Origin of the sequence: Prosthecobacter dejongeii (assembly GCF_014203045.1) — a bacterium.
GTDB lineage: Bacteria > Verrucomicrobiota > Verrucomicrobiia > Verrucomicrobiales > Verrucomicrobiaceae > Prosthecobacter > Prosthecobacter dejongeii.
The window spans coordinates 145,816-170,638 of sequence record NZ_JACHIF010000001.1 but is presented as its reverse complement, the minus strand read 5'-3'; the positions used below and the strand labels follow the sequence as shown (position 1 = coordinate 170,638).

Here is a 24,823-nt window from a genome sequence, read left to right as displayed (position 1 = left end):
TCGGCAAGGGAAAAGCAGGTTTTTAGAACGGAACTGGCATTTGATTGAGAGGGCGTGCCTAACTGAAAGCTTGGATCATTGAATGGTGCCAGCTTGGTCACTGTTCCTCATTGAGATTGATTTTTTGATTGGAAAAACATCTTAGCTCAGCCCATAGGGCAATCGGCTTCGTCGCGAACCGCCCGCGTGTTCCGTGAAACCTTCCATCTGTTCACTTCATGAAACTCTTTTTACACAGTCTGGCCCTGCTTATGGTGCTCTCTGCCTGGGGGGATGAAACTCAGGTTTTGAAGTTGTTGGATCAAAAATGTGCCGACTGCCATAGCGATGGTGATGAAGAGCCAGCGCTGCATGGTGGCATCAATCTCACCCAACTCAAAGGGGCAGAAGATGAAGTCAAAAGCATCCTAGATCGAGTGCAACGTGCTGATACGGTGAAGGGGCGCATGCCCAAGAGCAAAGGCCAGCCTGGTGACGCAGCGTACCTGCCACCCCTGACGGCGGAGGAAGTCACGCTGCTGAAAACTTGGAGCGCTGGCGGGCCCACTGCGGCTAAGACTGAGACTTCGGCGCCTGTAATGGAGGCCTCGCCATCGGCTGCCGCCGCAGCCCCTGTTCGTCGTTTCATCCCCATGGCAGAGGAGGTGCGCATCATCGCTGCAGATGTCGTGAAACTTCCAGAATCCACGCAACCTTTTGTCCGATACCTGACCCTGACCAATCTGGCAAATCTGCGCGATGCCCTGGGCCAGCCTGTGGAGGATGCGAAGCAGATGGAGACCTATCGTGCGGCGATTAGCAAGCTTCTCAATAGCCTCAGTCACGAGGGACAGATCCACGTGCCCAGTGCGATCGATGAAGGCAAGACGATCTATCGGTTTGACCTGCGTGATTATGGCTGGACTCCGAAGGAGTGGGAGCAGCATGTGGTGGCCGGTTATCCTTATGCTCTTCGGGGGCTGGATGCCCGGCGGGAGCAGGAAATCCAAGACGCTACCCACAGTGCCGCAGCTTGGGTGCGGGCAGACTGGTTCACCTTCGCTGCCAGCCAGCCGCCTTTGTATAACCAACTGTTGCATCTGCCTGACAATGATCGCGATCTGGAAAAACAATTGGGTGTGGACGTGGTGGGGAATCTCACGCACAAGCGTGCCATTCGTGCGGGATTTCGTGAGAGTGGTGTCAGCCAGGGGAATCGCATGATTGAGCGTCATGAGTTAGGCCGCTACCCAGGTGCTTACTGGAAAAGTTACGACTTCAGCCCCTTGGATCTGCATGGCCAGCACGATCTCTTTCGCAGCCCGCTGGGCCCTGTGGGTGCAGGTTTGACGCCTAACCAGGACCGTGAATTTGCCCACGATGGGGGTGAGATCATCTGGAACCTGCGCAATGGCCTTCAAGCCTATTACCTCAGCACTGCCAAAGGCACAAAGCTGGACCGTGCGCCGACCGAGATCGTACAGGATAGAAAGCGCCGGGACGGAGCCATCATCAACGGCATCTCCTGCATGGCCTGCCACGAATCAGGTATGAAGTACACCCTGGATAAGCCCCTCGAAGAATTCAAAGATGAGGTGGGCCCCGTAGCCCTCAAGGCTGGGCTGGACCGCGCCGAGCAGCGTATGGTGGAGGATCTGTATGTGCCCCAGGCCAAACTGCATGAAGTGGTGAAGCAGGACGAAGAGCGTTTCAAAAAAGCCCTGGCTACCGCTACTCCTGGTTACGACCAGCCGCTGGATCCCGTTGAGCGTCTTTACAAACGCTTCAAGGCGGACATCAAGCTGGAGACTCTTGCTGCTGAATTCGGCGAAGAAGACCTCAGCTTTATTGCGCGCCTGAAGGATACGCGGGATACTGACCTGGAGAGCATCGCCACCCAGTTGGAAACCGGGCTCGGCTTTCCACGCGCGGGATTTATGGATCAATTTCGTGCCGTTGTCAGTGCCTTGAGCTATCAGCAACTCGACTTCACGCCCATTGCTTACACGGAGTTGACCAGTGGTGCCTCCAAGGCTGGGGGCAACATCGGCCAAGTGTCCCTGAGCGAGGGCGGTAAACTCACCCTGAGCACGGACAAGGCTCACTACGTGAAGGGGGATCTGATGACCGTGACGCTCAGAGCCACCGAAGGCGTTTTTGTGAGGCTGTATCACTTCAGTGCCGATAAAAAGATCACCCAAATCTTCCCGAATGCCGGGCAAAAACAGAACTTCATCCCTGGGGGGAAATCGGTGACTCTGCCTGGTACGGGCGACAGCTTTCGCTTCCGCATGGGGAGTCCTTACGGCACTGAGATCATTCTGGCCGTGGCCAGTCCCGTGCAGTTTACGGATGCTGAAAATCTCGCCTTTGCGCAGAACGAGGTCTTTAAATCCTTTCCTGAAAATGATTTGCGGAAGGCAGCCAAACGAGGTGTGAAAGGACTTACGGTGGAAGTCTCCGACATGCAGGGGAAGGTGGTTGGAGAGCGTAGTGCGGCCACCTTCACGGCCCGTGCGGTCTTCACGGTTTCAGATCACTAAAAAGCCTGTCCAGTAAGGCTTGGGGCACTTCCTGAACAGGCTCAAAGTTTGTGCTGCTTACTTGCTATTCTCGGCGAACTGAGCGTCGAAGATGATCTTCGAAGGCGGGAAGTCGAGTTTCTTCACGAAGGCGGCGGATTCGGTGGCTCCGAACTCACGGTCCATCGCGCCGTCTTCCCACTCCACGCTGAGAGGGCCACCGTAGCTGATGTCATTCAGCGCACGGATGATTTTCTCGAAGTTGATGTTGCCACGGCCCACGGACTTGAAGTCCCAGTAGCGGCTAGGCTTGTGGAAGTCCACATGACCGCCGAAGACCCCGGCGTCCACGCCCAGGTTCCAGGCCACGTCCTTCATGTGCACGTGATAGATGCGATCGCTGAATTTATAGAGGAACTTCACATAGTCCACGCCCTGGTAGCCAAAGTGGCTTGGGTCGTAGTTGAAACCGAAGGCGGGGTGGTAATCCACAGCCTGGAGGGCGCGCTCAGCACTGGCGATGTCGAAGGCGATTTCCGTTGGGTGGACTTCGAGGGCGAAGCGCACGCCCAGCTTCTGGAATTCGTCGAAGATGGGGATCCAGCGTTTCGCAAAGTCAGCGTAACCGGCGTCAATCTGGCCTGGCAGATTCGGTGGGAAAGAATAGACCAGATGCCAGATGGAGCTGCCAGTGAAACCATTCACTACATTCACGCCAAAGCGCTTGGCAGCATGGGCGGTTTTGATGATCTCTTCTGCGGCACGCTGGCGCACGCCTTCTGGTTCGCCATCTCCATAGATGTGGGGAGGCAGGATCTGGGCATGGCGAGGGTCAATATTGTCGCACACGGCCTGGCCCACGAGGTGGGTGGAGATGGCATGGCACTGGAGGCCTGCGGCTTTCAGTGCAGCGCGTTTGGCATCGCAGTAGGCCTGATCCGCTTTGGCGACTTCGAAATGGTCGCCCCAGCAGGCGAGCTCGACACCGTCGTAACCAAAGGCCTTGGCCTTCTGCAGCATGGTGTCAAAGGAGAGGTCGGCCCACTGGCCGGTGAAGAGAGTGACGGGTCTGCCCATAGGAATTCGTAGTTTCGGGTTTGGTTTGGGGATGGGGTCGGGAAAAACGACGTGCATCGATTCTCTTTAGCCTGGGCACCTTGGCAATCGAAATGTCACCTGGGGGCGCTTTCCGCCATGTGCATTCCCGATAGTCCCCCGTGGTTAGAATAGGCTTCCCTCGGGCCGTTGATATCACCTAGCATCCTTCCCACCACCATGAAGCGTCTCATCCTGGCTGCCGCCTTTCTTTCGTCCTTCAGCCTTTCGCAGATTGCCTCTGCGGCTGAGCCGTTGCGGGTTTTTATCCGCGCGGGCAAAAAGTCCCATGCACCTGGGGCCCATGATTTCCCTCAATTCCTCAAAGATTGGGTGCCCCTGCTGAACGAGCGCGGAGCGAAGGCGGATGGCGGCCTGGAATTTCCCACCAAGGAGCAACTAGACAAGACGGACGTGCTCATCCTCCACGCCCAGGAGGCTGGAAACATCAAAATCGGCGAGGAGCGCAAGAACCTCATGGAATTCCTGAAGCGAGGTGGTGGCCTCGTGGTCATCCATGCGGCGGCGGTTTCTCGCGATCACGATTGGTTTAAGACGATCATCGGCGGGTCCTGGAACTTCAGCCGCACGAAGTGGCTGGAGGCTCCGATGAGCCTCTACTTCACGGATCACGAAAACCCGATCACGAAGGACATCTCGAACTTCGATCTGGATGACGAGATCTATTATGACATGGACATGCTGCCCGAGGCCAAGATCCTCGCCGCCGCCTACACCCCTAAAGCCGCAGACACGGGCGGCAAAGGCAACAAGGAAGCCCAGCAACGCGCTGCCGAGGCTGTCGCGAAAAAGAAGGCTGTGAACATCTACGACATCCAGCCGCAGATGTGGACTTACGAGCGTAGAAGCGACTCTCTCGTCGCTTCAGCTGGTGTTGGCGATGGGGAACCTTCTGAAAAAAGCGGCGGGGGCGCCGCTTCTACATCTCAGACAAGCGGCGAGGGCACCGCTTCTACGACGACCTACCGTGCCTTCACCTGCATCCCCGGCCACTGGTACAAAAACTTTTCCCATGTCGGCATCAAGGCCGCCATCCTGCGCGGCATCGCCTGGGCCGGGAAAAGGGAGAACGTGGATGAATTCTGCAAGCCCGATGAGTTGGGCGATGCCCTGCGTTACGCCGAAGGCGGTGTGCCACGCCCGCAGGAGATGCCAAAGCAGCTCGAGATACATCCTGAATTTGATCTCACCCTGGTCGCCGCTGAGCCGCTGATCAATAAACCCATGAACATTGACTGGGATGAAAAAGGCCGTCTGTGGGTGGTGGAGACACCGGAGTATCCCAATGGTCTGCGTCAGGCGAATGTGGATGCCTGGAAGGACTCCGGCTCCATCAAGCCCGGCCAATACGAGCGTGAACCGCTTGATCGTGTATCCATCCTTTCAGATAGCGATGGCGATGGTGTGATGGACAAAAAGACCGTCTTTGCCGACAAGATCGAACTGGCCACCAGCAGCGTGTTTTATAAGAATGGCATCATCGTCTGTGCCGCCCCAGACATCTGGTTTTTTGAAGACACGGATGGGGATGACAAGGCCGATAAACGCACGAAGATTTATACCAACCTGGGCAATCGCGACACCCATGCCGTGATCAACAACATGCGCTGGGGCATGGACGGATGGGTGTACGCCACTCATGGTTATTCCAGCACGGAAGATGCGAAGTCAGGCGATGGCAGCAAAGGCTTTGGCCCCATCGGTGCTGGCGTGGTACGCTTCAAGCCGGACGGCAGCGCCATTGAGCAATACGCCTCACGCGGCGGCAATACTTGGGGACTCGACATCACCACCGATGGCCAAGTTTTTTACACCCAGCCCACCAGTGGCAATCACTTCATCCATGTGGTGCTGCCTGAGTACGTTTTGGCCAAGGGCAAGTTGCCCGGCGTTGTCGGCACGAATGCCATGCTGCCGAAGGAGCCCACTTATCCCGCCATGCACTGGGAGCAGCAGGCCTATGTGCAGATTGACCAGGTGGGCAGTTACACCGCTGCCGCAGGCTGCGCCATCTATGAAGGTGGTGCCTGGCCGCAGAAATGGAACTACGGCTACTTCACCACCGAACCCACTCTGAACATCGTCAGCCACTTCATGGTGGAGCCAGATGGCGTTACCTATAAGGCCAAGCGCGAGCCTGGTCGCGAGCAGACCGAGTTCATCCGCAGCAGCAACCTTTGGTTCCGCCCCATCGAGGTCCGTGTCGGTCCGGATGGTGCGCTCTACGTGGTGGACTTCTGCAACCAAGCCATCATTCACAATGACACCCGTGGCCCCACGCACGGCCCCGCCAATGCCGCCGTCCGTCCAGACCGCGACCATTATTACGGACGCATCTGGAAGGTGCAGCACAAGGAGGCTAAAGCGCCTGCCGCCACGGCTTATCGGAACAAGCCTGAGTCCAAAGGTGCTCAAGGCAGCCAAGCCCTGCGGGCCTACGAAGCCGCCAAACAAGCTGCAAATGCCGACAAGATCATTCAGGACTTCGCCGCTGCTCAAGATGACTGGACTCGCAGCGCCCTGATCGCCGCCGCAGCCGACAAACCCGCAGAAGTCATCGCCGCTGCGCTGTCTTCCTCGTCTCCGGAGTCGCTTTCCAATTTCGTCAGCGCCCTTCTTCCCGCCGCGCTGCCCGCGAATGCCGAAAAACTCATCACCGCCTGTGCCAACGCCGATGCGAAGGCCGATCCGGTGAAGAACGCCATCCTCCGCGGCATTGCCATAAGCATGAATGAAGCTCCCGCGATGTCTCCAGCACTCAGGGAGGCTTTGAAGAAGCTTCTCACCGGTTCTAGCGTGGATGTGGCTGGTGCTGTTTTGCCTCTCATTGGCAAGTGGGACAAAAACGGATCGTTGGGCCAGATGGTGAAGCAACGCATCTCGTCCATCGTGGCACAGGTAAAGGATACATCCGTTTCACATGGCACCCGGCAGTCTTTGGCCAAGCAGTTGATTCCTGCATTGGAGATTGATCCTCAAGCCATCTCTGCGGTTTCAGTGGTTATGAACGATCCTGATGGTGATGTGAACGGCAAACGTCAGATCATTCAGCAACTCGGAGAACTCAGCGGAGGCGAAGTCGCCATCACGCTCGTAAAGGCGTATGAAACGGTCCCAAATGAGCTTCGCTCGGAGTTGTTTGATCAGCTCGTGAAGCGCCCGGAGGCCACCGGAGCGCTCCTCGATGCCGTGAAGGTCGGCAGCATCGACCGCGCAATTTTCGCCCCCGGCGATGTCGCACGGCTGCGCTCGCATCCGAACAAACAGATCGCCAAACGCGCGAACGACCTCTTCAAGATCAACAACGCCGCGAAGGATGCCATCATCGCCAAGCTGATCCCTGAGGTGGAAAAGCCAGGCAATGTCGTGAATGGCAAGATGCTCTTCAGCGCCGCCTGCGCGGTGTGTCACAAGCTGGGAGACATCGGCGTGGCCGTGGGTCCGCCGCTAGATGGCATGGGTGCTCATGGCCCCGCGGAACTGCTGGTCCACATCGTGGATCCGAACCGTGAAGTGGACCCCAGCTTCTGGGCTTTTAACATCACCACCAAAAAGGGTGAGGCCCTGCAAGGCGTGATCACCAGCGAAAACACCGCCACCGTCACGCTGGCCACGCAGGTGGGCAAACGCGAGGTCGCCAAGGCAGACATTGATAAGCGCGAAAACACCCGCCGCAGCTTGATGCCAGAGGGGCTGGATGCTCTGGGGCCGGAAGCTTTGCGTGACATCCTCGCCTTCATCTGTGGCGATGCGTCCAAGCACTATCGCATATTAAATCTCGCTGAGGCTTACACCGCCGACAGCCGCGAAGGGGTCTTTGCAGGGCCTGCGGCCAATCAGGGTCAGGTGCGTTTGGCGAAGCTGGGCAATGTGCAGGTGAATCGGGTGCCTTTCTTCATCCAGGATGCGGCAAAAAGCGCCACGGGGGCGAACCTCATCGTGCTGAAAGGTGGCCCGCCGAAAAGCCAGAGTGCGACGTTCCCAGCCAAGGTGGAGGTGCCCATTCATGTCGCAACCAAACGCCTCCAGTTGCTCAGTGGCATTGCTGGGTGGGGTTTCCCTGCGGTGAAGAATGAGGTGCCTGTGCTCAAAGCCACGGTGCTTTACGACAGTGGTGAGAAAGAGGAATTCACCTTTCTCAATGGCGTTCATTTTTCAGACTATGTCCGCAATGTGGAAGTGCCGGGATCAAACTTTGTGGAAGGCATCACGCAAGGTCAGCAGATGCGTTTGATCTCCATGGACCTCACCAAAAGAGGCGTGGCCAAAACGCTCCTCCTGGAAAGCCCCGAACGCAATCCCACCGCGCCGGTCATCGTCGCCATTACGGCAGACATCGAGGGCAAAGGCCTCGCGCCTGCGAATGCCTCGGCTGGCCGTAAAGACAACGCTCAAGTGGAACCCAAAGAAGGCGGTAAAGGTGATGGTCCTCTCGTCCCTGCCACTCCTCCGCAGTGGGAAGCGGGCAAGACTAAGGTGCTGGTCATTGGCGGTGGCTCCTCACACAACTTTGCCACCTTCTTCGGCAGCACGGATGTGGCCACGTTGAAGACTGCCGGGTTCAGCGTTCACTACACGGAAGATCGTGATCAGGCCGCCAGCGAGCTGGCCCAGGCGGACGTGGCCGTCATCAGTGTGAATCGGAAGTTCTTTGATACTGCGGCTTATCGCAAAGCTCTCATGGACTTCGCCGCCGCAGGGAAGGGGATCATCATGCTCCATCCTGGCACCTGGTACGGGTTCACTGGCTGGCCTGAGCTAAATGCCCAGATCGTCGGAGGTGGCTCCCGGGGCCATGACAAGATTCATCCCTTCGAGGTGAAGACGGTCAAGGAACACCCCATCATGGAAGGCGTACCTGCCAGCTTCACGGTGGAGGACGAGCTGTATTACATGAATGCGGAGCCCGAGAAAATTCCCGCAGGCACCGCGGCCATTGAAGTGCTGGCAGAGACCAGCCCCAGCAATAAATTCAACAAACCACATCCCAGCATCTGGATCACCCAGCATGCGTCGGCAAAAGTGGTGGGCATTGCGCTGGGGCATGACCAACGTGTTCATGACATGGAGGCCTTCCAGATACTGCTGACGAATGCCGTGAAATGGGCGTCTGGTAAGTAGCTATCCTGTCTTGCATCATCTTGTGAAATCCCTTCCTGTGGGACAGGATGATGCATGGCCTTTGACCCCGAACGCGAACTCAGCTTTTCCCTGTCGGATGGCACACCTCTGTGTGTGCGTTCCATCCGGCCAGAGGATCGTGATTTCATCACCGAGGCCTTTCGTCGTCTTTCACCAGAGTCTCGTTACTTTCGTTTTTGGACACGCGTTCGTGAACTGAATCCCCGCCTTATCGAGGAGATCTGCTCTCCCGATCAGAAAGACCATGTCGCCTGGGTGGCCCGACACCAGACCCGCGATGACATTCCCGGCGTGGGAGGGGCCTCTTTTTGGAGATTAAAAGAAGACGCCACCGCGGCCGAAGTTTCCTTCACCGTGGCCGATGAATTCCAGGGACGTGGCGTGGCTACTTTGTTGCTGGCTGTGCTTTGGGAGCATGCGGGCAGTCTTGGCATCACGCGTTTGGTCGGTCATGTCCTGCATGAAAACGTCGCCATGCGTGCCTGGTGGGATGCACTCGGGGCCACGGAGCAGGAGGCCCCACGTCACTGGCTCACCACCTTGGTTTTGGACGAATCTTTGCTGGAGGATAACTCGGCAGGCAGCAGCTTGCGGGCGCGATTGACTCAGGTGCGGGCCTGCATGAATGAGGAAAACGTGCTGAAGGATTGACCATCTGGCGCGTTTCTGTCTTTCTGTCTTTTTTCGCTGTGACTCCTGAATCCATCCACCTGCTGTATCTCTCTGCGGGCGCCGTTGCGGTGCTCATTGTCCTCATCGCATGGCTGCGCATGAATGCCTTCCTGGCTCTGCTCATGGCGGGGTTGGTGATCGGTCTGGGTTCCGGCATGGGACCGGCCAAAGCGATGGCCTCCTTTCAGGACGGCATGGGTGCCACCCTGGGTGGCATCGCTGGTGTTCTTGGTCTAGGGACCATCCTGGGTGGCCTCCTGGCGGCCTCAGGTGGTGCAGAAGTGTTGGCGAAGGAGCTGATCCGCCTGTTTGGTCCCAAACGTGTCCACTGGTGCCTCATGGTGCTCGCCCTTTGCATCGGCCTCACCACGTGGTTTGCGGTGGGGTTGGTGATGCTGGTGCCTATCCTGGTGACCTTAGCTCGTGAGACCAAGGAGCCCTTTTTAAAGCTGGCCATCCCCATGCTGGCAGTGCTGTCCATCATGCATGGTGTTATGCCTCCGCATCCTGGCCCCGTCGTGGCGCTGGATGCCCTGGGCGCAGATCTTGGCAAGGTTCTCCTCTGGGTCTTACTCGCCGCCGTCCCTGTGGCCGCCATCTCGGGGCCTATCTTTGCGCGCTGGGCTGTGAAGCATGTGCATGTGGAAACTCCTGAGCCGCCTCCTGTGAACCCTATTTTGGCAGCTCGTGAAAAGCCTTCCCTCTTCATCACCAGCGCCGTTTTGGCTCTGCCCATCTTACTGCTGCTCAGCCAGACGATTGCCGAGCTTTTCTTTGCTAAGGATCACCCCGTGAGAGGTGTCACCACAGTGATTGGCAATCCCACCTTGGCTCTTGGAATCTCGGTGATCTTTGCTGGCATTGTCTTTCGTTTCAGCAAGACCGAGGCGCTCAAGATTGGAGAAAAAGCCATCGCAGCCGTGGGCATGACCTTGCTTGTCGTCGGTGGTGGGGGTGGTTTTAACCGCGTTCTCAGGGATTGCGGTGCGGCGGACGCCATCGGCCAAATGGCCTCGGCAGCACATCTGCCTCCGCTTGTTTTTGGCTGGGTCTGTGCCGCCCTCGTGCGTGTGGCGACTGGGTCGGCCACGGTAGCCATCACGGCGGCTAGCGGTTTGGTGGCTCCCTTGGTCATCGGCAACCCGAATGTGAACCCTGAGCTTGTCGTCGTCGGCATCGGTTGCGGTTCTCTCTTTCTTTCGCATCTCAACGATGCCGGTTTTTGGATCGTGAAAGAGACGCTCGGCATGACCGTGGGCCAGACGCTCCGTACCTGGACGGTGACGGAGACACTGGTGGGTATCACCGGTCTATTTGTCGCGTGGGGCCTGGACATGGTGTTTTAAAAAAAGGGCCTCATTTCACCGTCAAAGCCGGGCATTTGCACCACAGCATGCAGCGCCAGAAAGCGCGATGTCCGGCGCATGAGACGGACCCTTGATTTCGGCGACCACGCCCACCGCTGCCTGTTCCAAAACGATTGTGTGCAGGCGCACCTGTTAGGTCTGAAAGCTGGCTGCCTGTGCTTTGAGGCTTGCTTTCCAGAGGATGCCACTGTCATCCTCACCTTTGGAGAGGCCAGTGCTCGCATTGCTGGCAGTATGCATCAGTTGCGGGCGGGTGATCAGGTGGAAGTACCCCATGCCAGTCCTCTGCGGCTTTTGACTTCGAGTGAAGCTGACGTGATGCTTCTGCTGAAACCTACGGCTGCCTAATGCCAATGGGCCCCCAAGCCCATGACTAAAACATCAAGGTTAGTGTCTTATTTTATGTCGCTATTGAGAGGAGCTTATAGAGCCGATCTAATGCAGAGATTCGATTAACGGGAGCTGGGAAATCAAGAACTCTCGCTCCCTGAATCACGGACAAGAAAAGGGGAGGCATCTTTCTCGCACTTTTTTGAGTGTCTTAACCTTTTCTAAAGGTTGGCTGGGGAATGTGCGGGAGGGAGCAGACCACTGACCCACCGTTTCATGAAAATCACCAACCCCTCCCGCCTCGTCATTGGCCTGACTGGATTGACTCTAGCCATGCTGATTGGGGGCTGTAGTTCCGTTTCACGGCATGAGAGTGACTTGGCTATCCCTGCCGTATGGAATGGAAAAAAATCGGGGGTGGTGCCGCTGGATACCGCTGGCCTCACGCAGTGGTGGCGGCGGTTGAATGATCCTGTCCTCAATCAACTGCTCGTCCAGGCTTTGCAATCCAGTCCTGATGTGCGAACGGCACTGGCCCGGATTGACGAATCCAGGGCTCGTCGTGGGGTGGAAAAATCCACGCTTTTTCCCTCGATCACGACTGGTACTTCAGGCCGTGGGGAACGCAGCGACAGCAAACTGACGGGCCTTTCCACGAATGAAAGCTACAGTGCCAGTGTGGATATGAGTTGGGAGGTGGATCTTTTTGGCAAGCTACGACAGAACGTCAAAGCAGCTTCCTCAGACCTCGCCCAAGCCACTGAAAACTATCACGCTGCCCAGGTGACCCTCGCCGCCGAAGTGGCAGAAGCTTATGTGGACCTCCGCACCGCTCAGGCCCAACTGGAAGTGTATCAACGAAATCTATCTACCCGTGGGGATACCGTGCAGATCACCCGCTGGCGTGAGCAGGCAGGTGAAAGCACCTCCTTTGAAACTCAGCAGGCCGCCAGCACCCTGGAGCAGGCGCGTGCCACACTGCCCACCTTAAAGCAGACAATCGAACAGACTCAAAACCACCTCGCCTTACTTTCTGGCAAGACCCCTGGCGCATTGAATGCCCTGCTATCTTCACCCCGCCGTGTGCCTGTGCCTGCTTCGGTTTTGGCTCTGGGTATTCCCGCAGACACCCTGCGCCAGCGGCCAGATGTGCGGGCTGCGGAACGTGGTGTGGAGGCAGCGGTGGCACGGACTAGATCCGCCGAAAAGGAACGTTACCCCAACTTAACCCTCAGCGGCTCTCTGGGGGTGGATGCCCTGAAGGCGGGCAGTCTGCTCTCTCCTGAAGTCGCCGCAGCTAGCCTGTTGGGAAATCTGTCGGCCCCCATCTTCAATGCAGGGCGCATCCGGCAGACCATCCATATTCAGAGTGCCCAGGAAAAACAGGCGCTTATTGCTTATGAATCCACGGTGTTACAGGCCTTATCGGAAGTGGAGAATGCCCTCATTGCCGTCAGCCGCAGCAGCGAGCGGCTGCGTACTCTGGATGGCGCGGTGACCTCTGCCAGAGAGGCAGCCACTCTGGCCGCACAGAGCTATGAAGCTGGGCAGATTGATCTTCTGCAAGTGCTGGATACGCAACGCACACTTTTGAGCCTGGAAGAGCAGCAAACCCTCACCCGGGGAGATCGCGCCAGTGCTCATATTCAGCTCTACAAGGCCCTCGGCGGTGGCTGGTCATCCTAGGGTTAGCTTCATTTCATCACCTTCTTATTATGGAATCACATTCAGCCACTACCCCCGTTGATTTAAGCGAGCTGATCGGCAGTCAGAAAAAGCGCAGTTGGTTAGGCTGGATGGCCTGGATCCTCGGATCTGCGGCCCTTGCGTATGCAGCCTATTTTATTTGGACCAAGACCCACGAGCCTGCCGCACCACCTCCTCTCTACGTGACGGAACCGCTTGCACGTGGGGACATCGGCCTCACCATCACTGCCACTGGCAATCTCGAACCGACCAATGAAGTGACCATTGGCAGTGTCCTTTCTGGAACCACCGATGAGGTCTATGTGGACACCAATGATCGAGTGAAAAAAGACCAGCCTCTAGCGAAGATCACCATCCGCCGTTTGGACCAGGATACCGACAGCAGCCGAGCAGCAGTCAATTCTGCCAAAGCCAAAGTCAAGCAGGTGGAGGCCACCCTGAAAGAGAATGAGGCAACTCTCGCACGTCTCCAAGAATTGCACAAACTCAGTGGAGGTAGAACGCCGTCGAAAGCAGACATGGTTACGGCTAACGCTGCCGTGGCACGTGCACAGGCAGATCTGGCCAGTGCTAAAGCTGCGGTGGAGCAGTCAGAGGCGGAGCTAAGAGCGAATGAAAGCGACCAGCAAAATGCGATCTTACGCTCGCCCATTGAGGGCATCGTTCTCACTCGGAGTCTGGAGCCTGGTCAAACTGTGGCCGCCAGCTTCACTGCTCCTGAGCTCTTTGTCATCGCCGAGAACCTGGAGCACATGAAGCTGAAAGTCGCCGTCGCTGAGGCCGATATCGGACGGGTGGCTAAAGGCCAAAAAGCTAGCTTTACGGTGGATGCTTGGCCGGACAGATCCTATAACGCTACCGTTACCAAGGTCGCCTTTGGCTCTGCCGTGACAGACAATGTGGTCACTTATGAGGTCGAACTGGAAGTGGCCAATACGGACTTAAGTTTGCGACCGGGCATGACAGCCACAGCCGATGTGAATGTGGCTGAGAGTCAGGGAGTGCTCGTCGTTTCCAATGCTGCCTTGCGTTTCAGTCCCGAATCATCTTCAGGCAGTCCCAAGGGGGGCGAAGCGAAGAAATCTTTTGTGCAAAGTCTTATTCCTCGGCCCACCCGCAGATCCAGTGGAAGCGGTGGGCCAGGTAGTTCCAAAAATGAAGAGACTGTCGCCAAAAAAGTTCCAGGTCAGGCTCGTATCTGGATCCTCAAAGATGGGCGGCCTCAGCCGCTCACGGTGAAGACCGGGCTCACTGACGGGCGTCACACTGAAATCACAGGTGAAGGTGTGGTTGAAGATCTCGCCGTTATCACGCGTGCTAATGCAGTAACTCCATGAGTGCCTCTGATACTAGCCTGATTCAGTTACGACGTTTGACCAAAACTTATGGTCAAGGAGATGCAGCCTTCCAAGCACTGCGAGGGGTAGATCTGCAAATCAATAAAGGTGAATTTGTGGCTGTCATGGGCCCCAGTGGCTCTGGCAAGTCCACTTTGATGAATCTTCTGGGCTGCCTAGATACCCCCACATCGGGCAACTACCTTTATCAGGATATTGCCGTAGAGCGCCTGAATGCGGATCAACGTTCTCTGCTGCGGCGTCATGCTCTAGGTTTCATTTTTCAGGGGTTTAATCTTCTGGCCCGCACCAGTTCCTTGGAAAATGTGGAGCTGCCACTCGTCTATCGTGGACTGTCTAAAAAAGAGCGGCGTGAGCGTGCTCAAGAGGCGCTAGTTTCCGTGGGACTGCCTAACAAAATGCGCAACACCCCGGCAGAGCTTTCCGGCGGTCAGCAGCAGCGTGTCGCCATCGCCCGTGCCATCGTCACCCGTCCCAGCACCTTGTTTGCCGATGAGCCAACGGGGAATCTCGATACTCGCACCACCGATGAAATCATGGAGTTGCTGACGCGGCTGAATGAAGACCGGGGCATCACCGTGCTCATGGTGACCCATGAGGATGAAGTGGCCACACATGCCAAACGAATCGTGAGGGTCAAAGATGGCCTCATCGAGTCTGACATCCGCACGAAACCTTAACCTCACCACCATGCTCTGGAATGCCTTCTCCATCGCCCTGCGCGAAATCCGTCGCAATCTCATGCGGGCGTTTCTGACTGTGTTAGGTGTCATCATCGGGGTGGCTGCCGTCATCACCATGGTCACACTGGGGCAGGCCACGACGCAGGCAGTGAAAAATCAAATTTCCAATTTGGGGAGTAACCTTCTGGTGTTGCGCCCAGGAATGGGTTTCGGCCCCAGATCTGCCTCCGCTGGGGTGCCTCAATTTACCCAAAAAGATGTGCAAGCCATCGAGGATCAAGTGCCTAACATCGCAGCGATTGCCCCTGTGAGCAGCTCCTCTATGAGCACGGTTTATCTGCAAAATGCGCGCATGACTTCCGTCACAGGGACAACTCCGCCCTACTTTTACATCAATAAATGGACACTTGAGGATGGTCGCCTTTTCAACGATGCAGATTTCAAAGCTGGTAAAGCTGTCTGTGTCATCGGGCATACGGTAAAGACGAATCTTTTCGGCAATCAAAACCCTGTTGGGATGAAGATTCGTCTTGGTAAAGCTTCCTGTGAGATTATCGGGGTGCTGGCTAGCAAAGGTCAGTCCGGCATGGGCGATCAAGATGATACCATCATCGTCCCCCTCACTACCTTACAGCGGCGTCTAACGGGCAAAACCTCTGCACGTGAAGTCAGCCAGATCACCATTTCAGCGGAGGATGGCTCGAACAGCGAAGTCCTCATTGAGGACATTTCTTCCCTGATGCGTCAGCGCCGTAATTTGCAGCCTAACCAAGAGGACAATTTTAATGTCTTCGATACTCGCCAGATCGCGGAGACATTGAGTGCCTCCACTCGCATGATGACTACCCTCCTCGCTGCTGTGGCCGGAGTGAGCTTGCTGGTGGGAGGCATCGGCATCATGAACATCATGCTGGTCTCCGTGACGGAGCGCACCCGGGAGATTGGCATTCGTCTGGCCATCGGAGCGCGGGCCAGAGAGGTGCTGCTACAGTTTCTAGTGGAGGCCATCACGCTTTCCTCCATCGGTGGTCTCGTCGGCATCCTTACAGCTTTTGCATTATGCTTTGGCCTGGCCCAGCTCATCCAGGTGACGTTTGTTTTTGATCCCCAGATCAATCTGGTGGCCTTTTTCTTCTCCACCGCTGTGGGGGTGTTGTTCGGCTTTACCCCCGCCCGTCGTGCGGCCAAGCTTGATCCCATCGAAGCTCTGCGCCACGAATAATCGCCACCATGAGAATCCTCGTCATCGAAGATGATCCGCATCTCCTCCGTAGCCTAGCGGCGAATTTGCGGGAGGAAAATTATGCGGTGGATACCGCACTGGATGGTGTGGAAGGCCTAACCAAAGCCTTGGATGAAAATTATGATGCCATCGTGCTGGATGTGATGATGCCGCATATGAATGGCTGGGAAGTTCTCGCTCGGCTGCGCCCCACCTGTAAAACTCCAGTGCTGATGCTAACGGCCAAAGATACCATTCAAGACCGCGTAAAGGGCTTGGATCAAGGCGCCGACGATTACCTCACCAAACCTTTCGATATTGAGGAACTGCTGGCTCGTCTGCGGGCTCTTATTCGGCGGGCAGCAGGTCAAACTCACCCCGTGTTGGAGATCGGCCCTCTGTCGCTGGACACAGCATTTCGTCTCGTGAAACTCTCAGGCCAGGAGGTGCCACTAACAGCGCGCGAGTATGCGTTGCTGGAGTATCTAGCTCTACACCGCGGGCAGGTGGTCACTCGCACCACTCTCTACGAACACCTTTTCGATGAAGAAGATAGCACGCTGTCAAACCTCCTGGACGTGCATGTTTCGAATTTGCGCAAGAAGCTAGGCGCGGACATCATCACCACACGCCGAGGTCACGGCTACTGCATCGCATGAAGATTTTTTTCCACTCTCTGCGCTGGCGGTTGCAGGCCTGGCACGGACTGTTGCTGCTTCTCGTCGTAGCGGGGTCCACGGCCCCCGCTTACCGCTTGGCGCGTGATAACCAAATGCAGAGATTGGATAAAGAACTTAGCCAGATGGAGCGCAATCTTGTGCGCTCCATGCTAGACGCGGTGCAAAACCGTCCTGAATCCTCTGCTCCTGGGGAGGAGCCTACCCCTCGTCCTTTGTTTGCGCCTGCCGACTTTATCCGTCGTCTCGTCAGCCAGCCTGTGCAGTTGCCAGAAACCATCCTGACGCAGTACAGCGGCACTCAGCCTGGGTATGCCTACTTCAGTGTTCGAGATCGGAATGATCAAATCATTCTTCAGTCCGAGAATGCTCCAACAGATCTGGTTTTTCTGCCTTTGCCATCTGCGGATTTGGTAGAGGAGACTCGCAGCATCGGCTCTCGCCGTGAAACTCTGCGTAGTTCGGTTCATGGGCTAAAGGTCGTGGTGGGGCGGGATATCACCCCTGAGTTGCATGAGATGCACAGCATGGCTTGGTTGCATTTATCCATTGGTCTTGGCGTTTGGTTATTGGGTTTGATCGGCGGTTGGTGGCTTTCAGGTCGTGCCATACGCCCCATTCGCACCATTAGCCAAACGGCCGCACGCATCGCGGAGGGGAATCTAGAGGAGAGAATTGACATCCGTGAGATGGATACGGAGTTGGGGGAACTGAGTGAAGTGCTGAACCAGACCTTCGAGCGACTGCATGCGGCCTTTGAGCGTCAGCGCCAGTTCACGGCAGATGCTTCTCATGAGTTACGCACCCCCATCACCATTCTGCTCTCAGAAACCCATCGTCTGCTCAAACGTGATCGCTCAACGGAAGAATATCGTGAAGCTCTGGAAACCTGTGAGGCGACGGCCCAGCGCATGCGGCGTTTGGTGGAGTCGCTGCTTTTGCTTGCCCGTCAAGAGAACCCTCCTGCTGCCGTAAGCGTACATGCTTCATGTGACCTTTCTTTTGTGCTGAAAGAGGCTGCTAATCACCTTGCTCCACTCGCTCGTGAGCGAGGTTTCCATATTGAGACTGCTCTCACTCCAACGATGTGCCGAGTCGATGCAGAAACCCTGTCCCTTTTAGCCACCAATCTCATCGCAAATGCCCTGCAACATGGAGGTAATGTGACGCTGTCATGTTTCATCGAAGCTGAGCAAGCTGTCTTCTGGGTGAAGGATGATGGGCCGGGAATCGCTGAAGAACATCAGGCGCATGTGTTTGAGCGTTTTTATCGTGCGGACCAGGCCCGCACCGGCACTTCAGGGCATTCGGGCCTGGGCTTGGCGATCGCCAAAGCTATCGTGGAGAATCATGGGGGCAGCATCACCCTGCGAAGTGCTTCTGGGGAAGGCACCTGCTTTGAGGTCCGACTGCCATCGGCTGTATGATCTTTTATGGATTTCGTTTTGCCATAACTTCGGCGATCTTGGTATCAAGTGAAGTCCCGCGAAGATCCGTAGCTAAGATCTTACCGCTATCCCCATCTATCAGCACGGTGGCAGGGATGCCACGGATGCCATATAGTTTTACCAGGGCTGAATCAAATTTGGCCGCATCACACACTTGGGGCCACACCATGCGATGTTTGGTAAGTATCGCAGGGAGATTGTCGAGACTCTTTTCTGTATCTAAGCTGATGCTCAAAACCTCCAGTCCCTGATCATGATACTTTTCATAAGCAGCGGAGACATTTGGCAATTCCCGGATGCATGGGCCACACCAAGTGGCCCAAAAGTCCAGTAGCAGAATCTTGCCTTTGTAACTCTTTGGCATCTCCACTGCGCCATGATTCATCGTGGTGGCAGTGAATGTGGGGGCCACTTCTCCAGGCAGAATTTTTGCGCCTATAAGACCTGTCTTTGGCGTGGTCGGTGAAGGTGTTTTCTTGGGGGCGATAGAGTGATCAATCAAAGGTTCTTGAGTCCCGATATGGGCAGCTTGAACCATGGCCGTTCCAGAGGGTGGAATATCCGAGATGAGAAATTTAACCTGATTGATCTGAAAGGCCCTCGCATCGCCAAAGAACTTTCCCGTGCGTCGGTATTCGCCATCTGCATCCGTATCCACATGAATGGAGGGCCCTGTGCTAAAGTCCCCATCTCCATCTGAATCTCTCAAAACAATGGGCAGCCAGATTCCTCTAGGGCCTTGGATTTTACCCTCGGCATAACCATCCAGGGAATAAACCACGGTAGGAGGGTTCTCGCTATCCAGAGACTGAGGTATTGTGTGGAAACGCACACTCACTCGAGACGATTCTCCCTCATAAGGAAGACTCGCCCAGCCTGTGCCACTTAAGCTGAAACTACCGTCTTTGAGACGGCCCACATGCTCCAATTCAGCGGGGCTGTCATCGGTGAGGTCACCATTCCCATTGCTGTCCAGTATCACGCGGGTCTCTGTTTTCCCCACGGCCCGGTCCACTAAAAAAGTGAGGGTGTTGAATTTGGACAAAGTCTTCGAGCCTAGCTTTACCTCTGCATAGAAAGGGCGGATCAAATTGTCTGGAGTGCGGCTGACGTGATCAGGTTTATTTGGGGTCGTCTTGAGAAGGATCGGTTTGTAGCTTCCCACACGTCGAAAGCCACCTTCGGCATGCCACTGGAGAGGGATGCGAGTAGGCTCAATGATGCCTCTAGTCATATCGGTCGATCCACGCACATCGGCTAGACGATACTTGCTGTTAGGTGTGCGACCAGATTTTGAATAAAAAAACCGGCTGACCAGGATGAGGCTGAAAAGGACGATCAAGGTACCAATCACCGATAGGGTGGCGACTTGTAGAGTGCTGGCTTTGTGGCTAGATCTTTTGAGTGGTGGCGAAGCAGATTGGGGAGCGTGATGGATCGTGGCCAGTTGCGTGCGGAAATCGGCTGCCGTTTGAAATCGCAATTCGGGGGATTTTTCCAGAGCCCGTAATACGATCTCATCCAGGCGCACATCCACCTGGATACGTTCAGACGGCAGTTGCAGGCTGGCCGTGGGAAGTTCTCCTGTGAGCAGCTCATACAGCACCACCCCTAGTGAATAAATGTCTGCTCTGTGATCTGGGGCTGCTCGCTCTTTTTGTTCAGGGGCCATGTAAGGCGGAGTTCCGCCGACAAAGGTGGTGTGGCCTTCCTGGGGATGACTATTGGCCTCTTCATTTGGCTCGGCATGCCCCACCATTTTAGCGATGCCAAAGTCGGCTATTTTGATCTGTCCCTGTTTGTTTAGGAGGAGATTTTCAGGCTTGATATCACGGTGCACAATCCCTCTCTCATGCGCATATTGCAGCGCTTCGCAGACCGGTGGGACGATGGTCAGCGCTTGCTCAGGCGTGATACGCCCTGCTTGCATCGCCTGTCGGAGGTTGACTCCATCCACGTACTCCATCAGCAGGTAGTAAAAACCACCGCTTTCCCCGAAGTCATACACCGTGACGATGTTTTGATGAACCATCTGGGCCAGCGCCCGCGCTTCCGTGGCAAAGCGTTGAGCAAAGGCGTGATCTTTCTCAGTATCCGGTGAGAGAAGCTTGAGAGCGACAAAACGGTCCAGGCTCTTTTGTTTCGCCTTATACACCACGCCCATGCCGCCCCGCCCGATGAGTTCCAGCACCTCGAGTTGTGGAAAGTGGGGTGCCAGTTCCTCCGGCGTCAGCAGCTTCTGGGGGGGCGATACAGGTTGGGTCGCTTGTGTCCAGTTCATGGCCACCCCCATGAGGCAGACGGGGCATAGGTCATGACTGGTGCTCTCAGTCATGGGTTCACCACATTTAGGACACGGACGGAAAGAAGGGGTAGATTCGCTCATACCAATGCATGACGGGTTCGAGGACAACAGTTGCAAAAATTCTCAACGACTTCTCAAGGCCGCGAAAAGCACACGCATCTCCTCTTCCACGTCGGCCCCGTCTTCCAGCGTGGAGGCCACTTCCTCACGCACCTTGATGCGAAAGCTCTGTTTCAGGCGATGCACCGCTGATTTTAGCGAGTTCAAGTTCATACCCAGACTTTCAGCCAATGTCGCCTGATCTCCATGATCAGAATTTCCAGTTAACCAGGGAGTGAGTTTTTCAAAAAGCTCTCCTCGGTCTTCCTCTTCACACGCCAGTTTTAATGACTTCAAGGCGCGCTCCAGCACGGTCAAAGCCCATTGCCGATCAAACGCTGCATCGGGTGAAAGTTGATCTTCATCCCGCAGGCTGAGTGCCGCATTCCCCTCCGCCTCTTCATCCATGGAGAGCGGTTTCACCCCCGCCCCACGTTTCAGTCGCTGCTCCAGTTCATACTGGCGAAGGAGAAAATGTTTTACCGCACCCAGGAGGTAGGATCGAAAGCGACCACGCACTTGTTCTGCGGTGCGGATAGCCTCACCCCGCAGCATGTAGGCAAAAAATTCATGGGCCATTTCTTGGGCCGCATCCAGATCCCGCAGCTCCCGACGCAGGTAGGCCATCACCGGTGCGTAGTAGATGTCGCATAGGTTTCTCAGCGCTTCGCGTCCTTCATGGGAGGATTCCTTCGCCCGTACCACCTGTGTCCACCGGGTAGTATAAAAATGTCCCGCCTGCTGCGTTGCGGCGCGAGCAGATGGATGAGACGATGGATCCGCAGGCAAGTTCATCATGATAAGACTAATGGCATCATGATCTTTATACGTGGAAAAGTTGCAGGAAATCAGTCCTCTTCCCCGACTGGACGGATGCGTTTTAGGGAATCAAAACTCACCCGTTTCATGATATTCATGAATTCCTTCATGTAGGCCGTTTGGGAAAGGCTGCGCGTCGTCGCTGCATGGAGGTTAGCAAACAGGCCCTGTTTACGTACAGGACGATATTCGACATAGCCTTTTTCTAGGTAGGGCTGCACAGCCCACCCTGGCATGGCGGCGATGCCCCGGTGGCTGGCCACCAGTTGTAAAATGGCCACCGTCAGCATGGCGGTGCGCCGTACGGGATTCACCCCCACGGGCCCCAAAACTTCCCGAATGATGTCGATGCGATCATCCGGAATCGGGTAGGTGATGAGCGTCTCTTTGGCAAAGTCCTGCGCTGTGAGAAAGGTCTTCCTGCAAAGTGGGTGTTTCCGCGCGATCAAGGCTAAGACTTCATAACGAAACAGCGGTTGATAGACCACATCTTTGCGAGGTGGCGCTTTGGAGACGATGACCAGATCCGCTTGATCTTCCAGCAGCAGCCCGGTGGGGTCGGGCTGGAACCCAGACACCAGATCCATCTCCACCTCCGGCCAAGCTTCGCGAAAGCTATCCATCGCAGGCATCAGCCAGTCAAAGCATGAGTGGCACTCAACTGCGATCCTCAGTTGCCCAGCCTTCCCTTCCGCAATGCGGGCCACATCTCGCTCACATTGCTGCATGGTTTTCACCACCTCATAGGCGGTGCCTAACAAACGTTCACCCGCAGGGCTCAGTCGTAGCGGGCTGCTCTTCCGCTGAAATAATTCCACTCCCAGATGCTCTTCTACGGCTTTGATCTGGTGCGATAATGCAGGCTGCGACAAGTGCAGACGGCGACCTGCTTTGGACAAATTTCCCGTTTCAGAAAGGGCGATGAGGGCCTGGAGATGGCGGACTTCGAGCATTCTCCATTATAAGCAATTTGAATGATGATCCACAAAACTCTGTGGATTGTTTATATCGAAACTGGCGATAGTTGTCTTGTCGCCATGAGCGATATCTACACACACAATCTGGGCTACCCACGGATCGGGCAGCAACGCGAACTCAAAAAAGCTACGGAAGCCTACTGGCATGGACGTCTTACTCGTGAGGACCTGGAGGCTACAGGACGCCGCCTGCGTCAGCAGAACTGGGCCACTCAGCAGGCGGCAGGTATGGACCTCATTCCCTGCAATGATTTCACCTTCTACGACCAGACGCTGGATTTCTCCTGCCTCATCGGCAACGTTCCTCCGCGATTTGGCTGGAAAGGCGAGGAGATGGATCTGGACACCCTCTTTCTCATGGCCCGCGGTTCCCGTGGAGAGGCCCATGATGCCTGTGATCATGGATGCAGCCACCAGCCTGTCTTTGCCTGTGAGATGACCAAGTGGTTTGATACCAATTACCACTACATTGTTCCCGAATTTCGTGCGAATACCCAGTTCAAGCTGGTCGGGGACAAAGTCTTCCGTGAATTTGAGGAAGCCAAGGCTTTAGGCTATCGGTCCAAACCGGTGCTGCCTGGACCTGTGACCTACCTTTCGTTAGGCAAAGTTCAAGACTCAACGAACCCTGACTTCGACCGCTTTAGTCTCCTGGATGGGCTTTTGGATGTCTATGAACAGATCCTCCAGCGTTTGCAAAGGCTGGGGGCTGAGTGGGTGCAAATTGACGAACCTATCTTTGGTCTTGATCTCTCTGAGGCTCAACGAGACGCGGTCTTGGTTGCTTGGCAGCGTTTGGCCCAGGCAGCTCCTGGCCTGAAAATACTGGTGACCAGTTACTTCAGCGAGCTGCGTGAAAACCTTCCTCTCTTTCTCTCCTTGCCTGCCCAGGCAGTGCATTTTGATGCCGTCCGTGGCGTGGGGGAGCTTGATGCCCTGTTGGCTGGCTTCCCTAGCGACAAGATTCTCTCACTCGGCGTCGTAGATGGGCGGAACATTTGGAAAAATGATTTCTCTGCTTCCCTAAAAATCTTGGCAGAAGCCCAGGCGGTGGTCGGCTCTGAAAGACTCTGGGTTGCTCCCTCCTGCTCCCTTCAGCATTCTCCCATCACCCTGGTTAATGAGCCATCTCTCGATACTGAGCTTAGAGGCTGGATGTCCTTCGCTGATGAAAAACTGGAGGAGGTTGCCACCCTCAGTGGTCTGTTGCGAGGCACTGCGGATCAAAGCTTGCTCTGGGGCAATCAGCAATCGCTTCAGGCTCGTCGTGAAAGCTCACGCATTCACCGTGTGGAAGTGAAAACCCGTCTCGCAGGTGTGCACGCCAGCGATTATGATCGTGTATCACCTTTTGCTCAGCGGCAGCCCTTGCAGCGGAAAAAATTAAAGCTGCCGGAGTTCCCCACCACCACCATCGGTTCCTTTCCACAAACTGCTGAGGTCCGCGCCATGCGTGCCCGGTGGAAGAAGGGCGAACTTAGCACGGAGGCCTACGAAGTCTTTCTCCAACATGAGATCCAGCACTGCGTATCCTTTCAGGATGAAATAGGCATCGACATGCCCGTCCATGGCGAATTTGAGCGCAATGACATGGTGGAATACTTTGGCGAACAGCTCGACGGCTTTGTCTTCACGCAAAACGGCTGGGTGCAGAGTTATGGTTCCCGTTATGTGAAGCCCCCGATCATCTTTGGCGATGTCAGCCGTCCGGTTCCCATGACCGTTCGCTGGTCCCAGTATGCTCAGTCGCTGACGCCACGCCCCATGAAGGGCATGCTAACTGGCCCTGTCACCATCCTTCAGTGGAGCTTTGTTCGTGATGACCAACCTCGCTCTGAAACCACCCGCCAGATCGCCCTCGCCATAAGGGATGAGGTCCTGGATCTGGAGACCGCAGGCATCGCTGCCATCCAGATTGATGAGCCTGCCATCCGTGAGGGCTTACCCCTTCGTCACAGTGACTGGGCAACCTACTTGGACTGGGCGGTGAATGCCTTCCGCCTCTGCGCTAGTGGGGTGCGTGATGATACCCAGATCCACACACATATGTGCTATTCTGAATTCAATGACATCATTGAATCGATCGCCGCCATGGATGCCGATGTCATCACCATCGAAACCTCACGGTCGAACATGGAATTGCTCGAGGCCTTTGTGGACTTCAAGTATCCGAATGAGATCGGCCCAGGTGTGTATGACATCCACTCCCCACGTGTGCCCGGTGTGGAGGAAATGGTAGCGCTCATGCACAAGGCGGAGGCCGTCATCCCTCGTGCCCAGTTGTGGATCAATCCCGACTGCGGCCTCAAGACCCGAGGTTGGGTAGAAGTGAAATCTTCTCTGCTTCACATGGTGGAGGCTGCACGCCAGCTTCGTGCCGATAAGCCTGTGAAAGCCTAA

16 protein-coding genes are annotated in these 24,823 nt (G+C 55.8%); 12 read left to right on the top strand and 4 right to left on the bottom strand.

The features are described from left to right. Window positions 1-218: 218 nt before the first annotated feature. Window positions 219-2,522, top strand: a complete 2,304-nt coding sequence (locus tag HNQ64_RS00510) for a DUF4384 domain-containing protein (protein WP_184204330.1) — start codon at window positions 219-221, stop codon at window positions 2,520-2,522. Window positions 2,523-2,579: 57 nt separating this feature from the next. Here the strand turns inward: HNQ64_RS00510 and HNQ64_RS00505 are convergent, their stop codons facing one another. Beyond that, the gene (locus HNQ64_RS00505; protein WP_184204329.1) at window positions 2,580-3,578 is read right to left on the bottom strand and encodes a sugar phosphate isomerase/epimerase family protein; all 999 of its coding nucleotides are present in this window, start codon (window positions 3,576-3,578) and stop codon (window positions 2,580-2,582) included. A gap of 198 nt (window positions 3,579-3,776) precedes the next feature. Between HNQ64_RS00505 and HNQ64_RS00500 the strand changes: the two genes are divergently transcribed. The 10 genes from HNQ64_RS00500 to HNQ64_RS00455 all read left to right on the top strand — a co-directional run bounded on the left by HNQ64_RS00500 (window position 3,777) and on the right by HNQ64_RS00455 (window position 18,202). Next, window positions 3,777-8,738 carry a PVC-type heme-binding CxxCH protein gene (locus tag HNQ64_RS00500; protein ID WP_184204328.1) on the top strand — a complete coding sequence of 1,654 codons (4,962 nt, stop codon included), beginning with the start codon at window positions 3,777-3,779 and terminating at the stop codon, window positions 8,736-8,738. Window positions 8,739-8,792: 54 nt separating this feature from the next. Then, window positions 8,793-9,410, top strand: coding sequence for a GNAT family N-acetyltransferase (locus tag HNQ64_RS00495; protein WP_184204327.1), 618 nt, complete (start codon window positions 8,793-8,795; stop codon window positions 9,408-9,410). Window positions 9,411-9,448: 38 nt separating this feature from the next. Further along, complete coding sequence (locus HNQ64_RS00490; RefSeq protein ID WP_184204326.1) at window positions 9,449-10,777, top strand: GntT/GntP/DsdX family permease; 1,329 nt, start codon at window positions 9,449-9,451, stop codon at window positions 10,775-10,777. A gap of 78 nt (window positions 10,778-10,855) precedes the next feature. Continuing rightward, window positions 10,856-11,146 carry a cupin domain-containing protein gene (locus HNQ64_RS00485; protein WP_184204325.1) on the top strand — a complete coding sequence of 97 codons (291 nt, stop codon included), beginning with the start codon at window positions 10,856-10,858 and terminating at the stop codon, window positions 11,144-11,146. A 258-nt stretch (window positions 11,147-11,404) separates the two neighbouring features. Then, window positions 11,405-12,814, top strand: a complete 1,410-nt coding sequence (locus HNQ64_RS00480) for an efflux transporter outer membrane subunit (protein ID WP_184204324.1) — start codon at window positions 11,405-11,407, stop codon at window positions 12,812-12,814. Window positions 12,815-12,843: 29 nt separating this feature from the next. After that, on the top strand, window positions 12,844-14,172 hold the full coding sequence (locus tag HNQ64_RS00475) for an efflux RND transporter periplasmic adaptor subunit (RefSeq protein WP_221305295.1): 1,329 nt from the start codon (window positions 12,844-12,846) through the stop codon (window positions 14,170-14,172). Next, entirely contained in the window at window positions 14,169-14,873 is a 705-nt protein-coding gene (locus HNQ64_RS00470) for an ABC transporter ATP-binding protein (RefSeq protein WP_184204323.1), read from the top strand. The genes HNQ64_RS00475 and HNQ64_RS00470 overlap by 4 nt, the downstream gene beginning before the upstream one ends. Window positions 14,874-14,883: 10 nt before the next feature. Then, window positions 14,884-16,098 (top strand): ABC transporter permease, encoded by a 1,215-nt coding sequence (locus tag HNQ64_RS00465; protein ID WP_184206085.1) that lies wholly within the window; start codon window positions 14,884-14,886, stop codon window positions 16,096-16,098. Window positions 16,099-16,106: 8 nt separating this feature from the next. After that, window positions 16,107-16,757, top strand: a complete 651-nt coding sequence (locus HNQ64_RS00460; RefSeq protein WP_184204322.1) for a response regulator transcription factor — start codon at window positions 16,107-16,109, stop codon at window positions 16,755-16,757. Continuing rightward, a complete protein-coding gene (locus HNQ64_RS00455) occupies window positions 16,754-18,202 on the top strand; it encodes a sensor histidine kinase (protein ID WP_184204321.1) in 1,449 nt (482 codons plus the stop codon). The genes HNQ64_RS00460 and HNQ64_RS00455 overlap by 4 nt, the downstream gene beginning before the upstream one ends. A gap of 4 nt (window positions 18,203-18,206) precedes the next feature. Here HNQ64_RS00455 and HNQ64_RS00450 read toward each other — a convergent pair whose 3' ends face one another. From HNQ64_RS00450 to HNQ64_RS00440, 3 genes are all read right to left on the bottom strand, one after another. Further along, window positions 18,207-20,558 carry a protein kinase domain-containing protein gene (locus tag HNQ64_RS00450; RefSeq protein WP_184204320.1) on the bottom strand — a complete coding sequence of 784 codons (2,352 nt, stop codon included), beginning with the start codon at window positions 20,556-20,558 and terminating at the stop codon, window positions 18,207-18,209. Between the two features lie 93 nt (window positions 20,559-20,651). Beyond that, window positions 20,652-21,425, bottom strand: coding sequence for an RNA polymerase sigma factor (locus HNQ64_RS00445; protein WP_246430901.1), 774 nt, complete (start codon window positions 21,423-21,425; stop codon window positions 20,652-20,654). Window positions 21,426-21,475: 50 nt separating this feature from the next. Further along, on the bottom strand, window positions 21,476-22,399 hold the full coding sequence (locus tag HNQ64_RS00440) for a LysR family transcriptional regulator (RefSeq protein WP_184204319.1): 924 nt from the start codon (window positions 22,397-22,399) through the stop codon (window positions 21,476-21,478). A gap of 84 nt (window positions 22,400-22,483) precedes the next feature. On the opposite strand from HNQ64_RS00440, the gene metE reads away from it, so the two are divergent. Next, complete coding sequence (gene metE / locus HNQ64_RS00435; RefSeq protein ID WP_184206081.1) at window positions 22,484-24,823, top strand: 5-methyltetrahydropteroyltriglutamate--homocysteine S-methyltransferase; 2,340 nt, start codon at window positions 22,484-22,486, stop codon at window positions 24,821-24,823.